At 59.2% G+C, this 8510-nt stretch carries 9 protein-coding genes; 1 reads left to right on the top strand and 8 read right to left on the bottom strand.

Features of this window, described 5'->3' with window-relative positions:
* Positions 1-154: 154 nt before the first annotated feature.
* From rpoS to QMX93_RS28290, 8 genes are all read right to left on the bottom strand, one after another.
* Positions 155-1165, bottom strand: coding sequence for an RNA polymerase sigma factor RpoS (gene rpoS / locus QMX93_RS28325; RefSeq protein WP_282358835.1), 1011 nt, complete (start codon positions 1163-1165; stop codon positions 155-157).
* A gap of 106 nt (positions 1166-1271) precedes the next feature.
* Positions 1272-2141 carry a peptidoglycan DD-metalloendopeptidase family protein gene (locus QMX93_RS28320; protein WP_053117660.1) on the bottom strand — a complete coding sequence of 290 codons (870 nt, stop codon included), beginning with the start codon at positions 2139-2141 and terminating at the stop codon, positions 1272-1274.
* 211 nt (positions 2142-2352) lie between these two features.
* Complete coding sequence (locus QMX93_RS28315; protein WP_172680082.1) at positions 2353-2988, bottom strand: protein-L-isoaspartate(D-aspartate) O-methyltransferase; 636 nt, start codon at positions 2986-2988, stop codon at positions 2353-2355.
* A gap of 41 nt (positions 2989-3029) precedes the next feature.
* Positions 3030-3779 carry a 5'/3'-nucleotidase SurE gene (surE, locus tag QMX93_RS28310; RefSeq protein WP_008081730.1) on the bottom strand — a complete coding sequence of 250 codons (750 nt, stop codon included), beginning with the start codon at positions 3777-3779 and terminating at the stop codon, positions 3030-3032.
* Positions 3767-4825: a tRNA pseudouridine(13) synthase TruD gene (truD, locus tag QMX93_RS28305; protein WP_053117657.1), complete on the bottom strand. Its 1059-nt coding sequence runs from the start codon at positions 4823-4825 to the stop codon at positions 3767-3769. Before truD ends, surE begins: the two co-directional genes overlap by 13 nt.
* Complete coding sequence (ispF, locus tag QMX93_RS28300; protein ID WP_034149878.1) at positions 4822-5295, bottom strand: 2-C-methyl-D-erythritol 2,4-cyclodiphosphate synthase; 474 nt, start codon at positions 5293-5295, stop codon at positions 4822-4824. Before ispF ends, truD begins: the two co-directional genes overlap by 4 nt.
* A gap of 43 nt (positions 5296-5338) precedes the next feature.
* Positions 5339-6184 carry an S-formylglutathione hydrolase gene (fghA, locus tag QMX93_RS28295; protein ID WP_282358833.1) on the bottom strand — a complete coding sequence of 282 codons (846 nt, stop codon included), beginning with the start codon at positions 6182-6184 and terminating at the stop codon, positions 5339-5341.
* A gap of 65 nt (positions 6185-6249) precedes the next feature.
* Positions 6250-7362, bottom strand: a complete 1113-nt coding sequence (locus QMX93_RS28290) for an S-(hydroxymethyl)glutathione dehydrogenase/class III alcohol dehydrogenase (RefSeq protein ID WP_007908835.1) — start codon at positions 7360-7362, stop codon at positions 6250-6252.
* A 116-nt stretch (positions 7363-7478) separates the two neighbouring features.
* On the opposite strand from QMX93_RS28290, the gene QMX93_RS28285 reads away from it, so the two are divergent.
* A complete protein-coding gene (locus QMX93_RS28285) occupies positions 7479-8375 on the top strand; it encodes a LysR substrate-binding domain-containing protein (RefSeq protein ID WP_282358832.1) in 897 nt (298 codons plus the stop codon).
* Positions 8376-8510: the final 135 nt, after the last annotated feature.

Below are 8510 nucleotides of genomic sequence, written 5' to 3'. Positions count from 1 at the left end.
CACCACCAACAGAACCAGCAACAGCAACAGCAACAGCAACAGCAACAGCAACAGCAACAGCAACAGCAACAGCAACAGCAACAACATCAAAAGCTGCAGGCAACAAAAAGCCCCGAACCAGTCGGGGCTTTTTGCGGGCGGTCGTGTGAGGCGCTTACTGGAACAGCGACTCGCTCGACAGGCCATTCTTCTCAAGGATTTCGCGAAGGCGCTTGAGGCCCTCTACCTGGATCTGCCGCACCCGCTCGCGCGTCAGGCCGATCTCCAGGCCTACATCTTCCAGCGTACTGCTCTCGTGGCCGCGCAGGCCGAAGCGACGAATCACCACCTCGCGCTGCTTGTCGGTCAGTTCCGAGAGCCATTGATCGATGCTCTGCGACAGGTCGTCATCCAGCAGCAGTTCACATGGATCGGTCGGACGATCATCCGTCAGGGTGTCCAGCAGGGTTTTATCCGAATCCGGACCCAGCGAGACGTCGACCGAAGAAACCCGTTCGTTGAGGCCGAGCATGCGCTTGACCTCGCCCACCGGTTTTTCCAGCAGGTTGGCGATTTCTTCGGGTGAAGGTTCGTGGTCGAGTTTTTGCGTCAGCTCGCGTGCAGCCCGCAGGTACACGTTGAGCTCCTTGACCACATGAATCGGCAACCGGATGGTCCGGGTCTGATTCATGATGGCGCGCTCGATGGTTTGACGAATCCACCAGGTGGCGTAGGTCGAGAAGCGGAAGCCGCGCTCGGGGTCGAACTTTTCCACCGCGCGGATCAGTCCGAGGTTGCCCTCTTCGATCAGATCCAGCAGCGACAGGCCCCGATTGACGTAACGCCGGGCGATTTTAACCACCAGCCGCAGGTTACTTTCGATCATGCGCTTGCGTCCGGCAGGGTCGCCACTTTGCGACAAGCGCGCAAAATGAACTTCTTCTTCCGGAGAGAGCAATGGGGAAAAACCGATTTCGTTGAGATACAACTGCGTGGCATCGAGTGCCCGCGTGTAGTCGATGTACTTATGCTGTTTGAGTGTCGCAGATTGTCTGGATTTGGAACGAACGGAAGGCGGTGCAGCCCCTTCATCATTCGACATCGAAGAATCCGAATCGATGCCGGCCTCCATAAGGAGAACCTCATCGTCGATGTCAAACTCCGGCACTTCTTTACTGAGAGCCATTGTTATAGTCCTTTGGTGAGTTCGACCCCAAGCTCAAGCGACGCCTTTATCCTTGGCAACGCTGGAGCCTGTCCCCTCTACGCGACGGAACAGGCTGGATGACAAATCAACGTCGTGGCAGGAACTGCAGTGGATCTACAGGTTTACCTTGGCGGCGAATCTCAAAATGCAGTTTCACCCGGTCTGTACCCGTTGACCCCATTTCGGCAATTGTCTGTCCGACCTTGACCTGCTGACCCTCCCGAACCAACAGCCTGCGGTTGTGACCGTAAGCACTGACGTAGGTTTCGCTGTGTTTGATGATGACTAATTCGCCGTAGCCCCTTAAGCCACTCCCGGCGTAAACCACCGTCCCATCAGACGCAGCTAAAACAGGCTGTCCCAAATCCCCGGCGATATCAATTCCTTTATTCAAACTACCGTTTGAAGAGAATTTTCCAATGAGAATGCCATTAGATGGCCATCCCCAGCCGGTCGGGGCTGGGCCTGCAGGAGGCATCGGAGCGGGGGTTTGCTTATTCGCGACGGACGGTGCAGCGCCCGTAGAACCGGTGGTTGTGGTGGTCGTCGTGCCATTCGCCTGGCGCCGGATTACCGTGGTTTTGCTCGACGAAGAAGGCGAAGAACTCGAGTTGCTTACCACCGCGCTCGACGTTGAACCGGTGCGCCCGTCAAAGCGAATTGTCTGACCCGGATGGATCGTATACGGCGTAGGAATATTGTTCCGGGCGGCGAGGGCTTTGTAGTCCCAGCCGTAGCGAAAAGCGATCGAAAACATCGTATCGCCCGGACGGACTACGTACTGCCCGGTCGTCACTGTCGGACGCTGGGCGACCGCCTTGTTGCGATCGACGACACTCACGTTGCTCGATTTGGTGCTGGAGCAACCGACCAGCAAGGTGCTCAAGACAAGGCCAGTCACCAGGCGCTGAAAGCTCGTGTTACCCATACGCTGCGCAATGACTGTGAGACTCACCCGCCGCTCCCTTTGTGGTGGCTGAAAAATTGGAATGCCGGATTTCGGCATGAACTGTCGCAAGTATAACGGGCAGATTCGGCTTTACCCTTAATGAAGCGAAATCGCTTCACGCACACGTTTGCCAGCTGGCAATACGCTACGTTTAATCCGCTATCGCCGGTGTAAGACCGGAGCCGTTGAAAGGAATTCAACAGCGGCGAACAAATGCTCAGGCCAACGGCCCGTTGAGCAATGGAACGAAGCGCACCGCCCCCAGAACGTGACGGGAAAAACCGTTTTCTTCACGCACGATCAACAACAACTGCTGAACTTCGCCGGAGCCGACCGGAATCACCATGCGCCCGCCCGGGGCCAATTGATCCAGCAAGGCTTGCGGCACATCGGTGGCCACGGCGGTTACGATGATGCCGTTGTACGGCGCCAGCGCCGGCCAGCCTTCCCAGCCATCGCCCCAACGAAAAACCACGTTGCGCAGGTTCAGCTCGACCAGACGTTCCTTGGCCCGATCCTGCAAAACCTTGATCCGCTCAACCGAAAAAACTCGCTCAACCAGTTGCGACAACACCGCCGTCTGGTAACCGGAACCGGTGCCGATCTCCATCACTTTATCCAGCGGCCCGGCCTCGAGCAGCAGCTCGCTCATGCGCGCCACCATATAAGGCTGGGAAATGGTCTGGTTGTGGCCAATCGGCAGTGCCGTGTCTTCGTATGCGCGATGCGCCAGCGCTTCATCGACGAACAGATGGCGCGGCGTGCGGCGAATCACTTCGAGTACCTTGGCGTTCGACACGCCTTCTTCATACAGACGCTGGATCAGGCGTTCCCGCGTGCGCTGGGAAGTCATGCCTATGCCGCTGCGCAGTCTGTCGTCGTGTTCGCGAGCCATCAGCGCAGTCCCTCCAGCCAGCCGTCGAGACTTCTGAAGGCATCGTTGAAGGTGCGATCAAGCTGCAACGGGGTGATGGAAACGTAGCCCTGCATCACCGCATGGAAGTCTGTGCCCGGGCCGCCGTCTTCGGCGTCGCCGGCAGCAGCAATCCAGTAACCGGCCTTGCCACGCGGATCGACCACTTTCATCGGCGCCGCCGCCCGGGCGCGATGGCCGAGACGGGTCAGCTGAATGCCGCGAATGTGATCGATCGGCAGATTCGGAATGTTCACGTTGAGCACCGTGCGCGGCGGCAGATCGAGCCCGGCGTGGGCCTCGACCAGTTTGCGCGCGAAGTACGCCGCTGTCGGCAGATTATCCACCTGACGCGAGACCAGCGAAAAAGCGAACGACGGACGTTCAAGGAAGCGCCCTTCAAGGGCCGCTGCCACGGTTCCGGAATACAGCACATCGTCACCGAGATTGGCGCCGAGATTGATGCCCGACACGACCATGTCCGGCTGGCGTTCCAGCAAGCCATTGAGGCCCAGGTGCACGCAGTCGGTCGGGGTGCCGTTGAGGCTGATAAAGCCGTTGGCCAGGTATTGCGGGTGCAACGGACGGTCGAGCGTCAGCGAACTGCTGGCGCCGCTTTTGTCCTGCTCCGGGGCGATAACCACGCATTCGGTGTAATCCGCCAGCGCAGCATAAAGCGCGGCGAGACCGGGTGCGGTTACCCCATCGTCGTTAGAAATCAGAATACGCATGGGCTGTCCGTCTGCCCCACCGGCACCAGATCAACGAGCTCGCGCACCAATACGGTGGCAAAGCATCCGGCCGGGAGGACGAATTCCAGTTGCAGAATGTCAGGCTGGGGATAATGCCACGTCAACCCGCCAATGGGCAGCCGCAGGATGCGACGCTCGTGGCTCATGCCGGCGTGAATCAACCAATCGCGCAGCTCCGCTTCGCGCGCGGCAATCCCCTGCTCCAGTTCATGGACAACGCCTGCGGTCGGCGAGTCACCTTCGCCCCACTGCGGGCCGGTCGGATGCAGATCGAGAATCGCCAGACGCGGGTCGCTGCATTCAGCTTCACCGGCGGGGAAAAAGCTGCGACTGTCGGTAAACGCGAGCAGATCACCGACTTGCGCTTGCTGCCAAGTGCCATCGGCCACACGCGCCGCCAACACCTGATTGAACAGAAAGCTACGCGCCGTCGACAGCAGTCGCGAACGCACGTTGCGCTGCTCCGGCAAGGCTTTGCGCGCCGCCCACCCACGCGCATCAACGACGTTACCGCCGTCATGGCCGAAACGCTGGGCGCCGAAATAATTGGGAATGCCTTGCTTGGCGATCAGTTGCAAACGTTGTTCGATCGCGTCTTTGTCGCCAGCGAACTGGGTCAGGCGCAAGGTGAAACCATTGGCCGAGTGTGCGCCGCGTTGCAGCTTGCGCTTGTGGCGCGTGGTCTTGAGGATCTTCAGCGTGTCGTTTTCCGCCGCCGACAGATCTGGATCAGCCTTGCCCGGCAATTGCACGCTGAACCACTGACGGGTCAGCGCCTGCCGATCCTTGAGGCCGGCATAGCTGACGGTGCGCAACGGCACGCCGGCAGCCTTGGCAATACGTCGTGCAGCTTCTTCAGTGTTGAGGCCACGCTTTTCGACCCAGATCCACAGGTGTTCACCGTCGCCGCTGAACGGGATGTCGAGGACTTCATCGACCTGAAAATCTTCAGCGATGGCTTTCAGTACCGCCGTGCCGAGGGGTTCGCCATAGGCACGCGGGCCGAGCAGTTGCAGTTCATTCATGCGCGCAGCAACAAGGCAACGGAGTGCACGGCGATGCCTTCTTCGCGACCGACAAAGCCAAGCTTTTCGGTGGTGGTAGCTTTCACGTTCACTTGATCCAACTCAACTTGAAGATCCGCCGCGATCAGCGCGCGCATCGATTCGATATGCGGGGCCATTTTCGGTGCCTGGGCAACGATGGTGTTGTCGACGTTGCCGACTTTCCAGCCTTTGGCGTGGATCAGCGCGACCACATGCCGCAGCAGCGCGCGGCTGTCGGCGCCCTTGAATTGCGGGTCGGTGTCCGGGAAGTGTTTGCCGATATCACCCAGCGCCGCAGCACCGAGCAAGGCATCGCTCAAGGCGTGCAGCAGGACGTCACCGTCGGAATGAGCGAGCAGCCCGAAGCTGTGTGCAATGCGCACGCCGCCCAGAGTAATGAAATCGCCTTCAGCGAAACGATGCACATCATAGCCGTGGCCAATACGCATAAAAAAACGCCCCGATTTTTGTCAGGGCGTGATTCTACCCGCATTAGCCCTTGAGGGCGCGTGCATGATGTTGCAAGTGGTCGTCAATGAAGCTCGCGATGAAGAAATAGCTGTGGTCGTAGCCCGGTTGCAGACGCAATGTCAGCGGATGGCCCGCTTGTTTTGCCGCTTGTTGCAGGGTTTCGGGTTTCAGCTGTTTTTCAAGGAAGTCGTCGCGATCACCTTGATCAACCAGCAGCGGCAATTGTTCATCCGCTTCAGCGATCAGTGCGCAGGCATCCCACTCTTTCCACTTCGAACGGTCTTCGCCCAGATAACGCGAAAACGCCTTCTGCCCCCACGGGCAATCCATCGGGTTATTGATCGGCGAAAAGGCTGACACCGATTGGTAACGACCGGGGTTGCGCAGCGCACAAACCAACGCACCGTGGCCGCCCATGGAGTGGCCGCTGATGCTGCGTTTGTCCGACGCGGGGAAATGCGCTTCAACCAGTGAAGGCAATTCCTGCACGACATAGTCATGCATCCGATAGTGCCGCGACCAAGGTTCCTGCGTCGCATTCAGATAGAAGCCGGCACCGAGACCGAAATCCCAGGCGCCATCCGGATCGCCCGGCACATCCGGGCCACGCGGACTGGTGTCGGGCGCGACGATGATCAGACCAAGCTCGGCGGCCATGCGCTGGGCGCCAGCCTTGTGCATAAAGTTCTCGTCGGTGCAGGTCAGGCCGGACAGCCAGTACAGCACCGGCAGTTTGCCGCCCTGCTCCGCTTGCGGCGGCAGGTACACGGCGAACACCATGTCGCAACCGAGCACGTCGGAGCGATGGCGATAGCGTTTGTGCCAGCCACCGAAACTTTTCTGACAGGAGATGTTTTCCAGGCTCATGTAAAGACTCCTACGCGGTCACGGCAACACGCCTTCACGACGTGTCGCCATGTCCCGGCGATTGATCAGAAATGAATGACGGTACGGATGCTCTTGCCTTCGTGCATCAGGTCGAACGCTTTGTTGATGTCTTCCAGGCCCATGGTGTGGGTGATGAAAGTATCCAGCGGGATCTCGCCGCTTTGCGCCATGTCGACATAGCTTGGCAACTCGGTACGGCCGCGCACGCCGCCGAATGCCGAACCGCGCCAGACGCGACCGGTCACCAACTGGAATGGACGGGTCGCGATTTCCTGGCCGGCACCGGCGACACCGATGATTACCGACTCGCCCCAACCTTTGTGGCAGCACTCAAGCGCGGCGCGCATCAGTTGCACGTTGCCGATGCATTCGAAGGAGAAGTCGACGCCGCCATCGGTCATGTCGACGATCACTTCCTGAATCGGGCGATCGAAATCTTTCGGGTTCACGCAGTCGGTGGCACCGAGTTGCTTGGCGATCTCGAACTTGGCCGGGTTGATGTCGATGGCGATGATGCGCGCAGCCTTGGCTTTCACAGCGCCGATCACCGCAGACAGACCAATACCGCCCAGACCGAAGATGGCCACGGTGTCACCCGGTTTGACTTTGGCGGTGTTGAGCACGGCGCCGATGCCGGTGGTGACGCCGCAACCGAGCAGGCAAACCTTTTCCAGTGGGGCGTCTTTGGAAATCTTCGCCACGGAGATTTCCGGCAGTACGGTGTATTCCGAGAACGTCGAAGTACCCATGTAGTGGAAAATCGTTTCGCCCTTGTAGGAAAAGCGCGAAGTGCCGTCCGGCATCAGACCTTTGCCCTGGGTCGCGCGAATCGCCTGACACAGGTTGGTCTTGCCCGACTTACAGAATTTGCACTGACCACATTCCGGGGTGTACAGCGGAATCACGTGATCGCCAACGGCAACCGAGGTCACGCCCTCGCCGATCGCTTCAACGATGGCGCCACCTTCGTGGCCAAGGATCGACGGGAAGATGCCTTCCGGATCAGCGCCGGACAGGGTGTAGGCGTCAGTGTGGCAAACACCGGAAGCGACGACGCGCAGCAATACTTCACCGGCCTTGGGCATGGCGACATCGACTTCTACGATTTCCAGCGGCTTTTTGGCCTCGAAGGCAACGGCGGCGCGCGACTTGATCATACTGACTCTCCAGTGAATCCAATGAATAAAAAAACCAGACAGCGAGTGTAGTTCAGCGCTGGCTGATGAATAATCCGGACAAATGCAAAATATTATTGCCGTACAGGGATAATCCAATGTCCGAGAACCGCTGGGAAGGCATCGACGAGTTCGTCGCCGTCGCCGAGTGCAGCCAATTCACCGCTGCGGCCGAACGCCTTGGGGTTTCTTCCTCCCACGTCAGTCGACAAATCGTACGACTGGAAGAGCGTTTGCAGACGCGTCTGCTCTATCGCAGTACCCGCCGGGTGACGCTGACCGAGGCCGGGCAGACGTTCCTCCAGCATTGCCAACGTTTGCAGGATGGTCGCGAGGAAGCATTGCGCGCGGTCGGCGACCTGACCAGCGAACCGAAAGGCATGCTGCGCATGACCTGTGCCGTAGCGTATGGCGAACGCTTTATCGTGCCGTTGGTGACACGGTTTATGGGGCTGTATCCGCAGTTGCGCATTGATATCGAGCTGAGCAACCGCCAACTCGATCTGGTGCATGAAGGGCTGGATCTGGCGATTCGCTTGGGTCGGTTACAGGATTCGCGCTTGGTCGCCGCACGACTGGCCCCCCGGCGCATGTACCTGTGTGCGTCACCGTCCTACCTGGAACGGTATGGACGCCCACACAGTTTGTCGGAATTGAGTCGGCATAATTGCCTGATCGGCAGCTCGGACATTTGGCAACTGGAACAGAACGGGCGGGAATTTTCTCAGCGGGTGCAGGGAAACTGGCGCTGCAACAGTGGGCAAGCGGTGCTGGACGCGGCGTTGCAGGGCGTCGGGTTGTGTCAGTTGCCGGATTATTACGTACTGGAGCATCTGCACAGTGGCGCGTTGATTTCGCTGCTGGAGGCGCATCAGCCGCCGAATACGGCGGTGTGGGCGCTTTATCCACAGCAGCGGCATCTGTCGCCGAAGGTGCGCAAGTTGGTGGATTTTTTGAAGGAGGGATTGGCTGAGCGGCCGGAGTATCGAGGGTAAATCATGCGTTGTCTGAGCGGGCCCCTTCGCGAGCAGGCTCGCTCCCACAGGGGATTTTCAGTGGAGGCAAAACGTGGGGCCGGCACAAATCAAATGTGGGATCGAGCCTGCTCGCGAAGGCAATCGGACAGGCAC

This window comes from Pseudomonas sp. PS01303, assembly GCF_029959385.1.
GTDB lineage: Bacteria > Pseudomonadota > Gammaproteobacteria > Pseudomonadales > Pseudomonadaceae > Aquipseudomonas > Aquipseudomonas rustica.
This window is presented reverse-complemented; position numbering and strand designations above follow the sequence as displayed.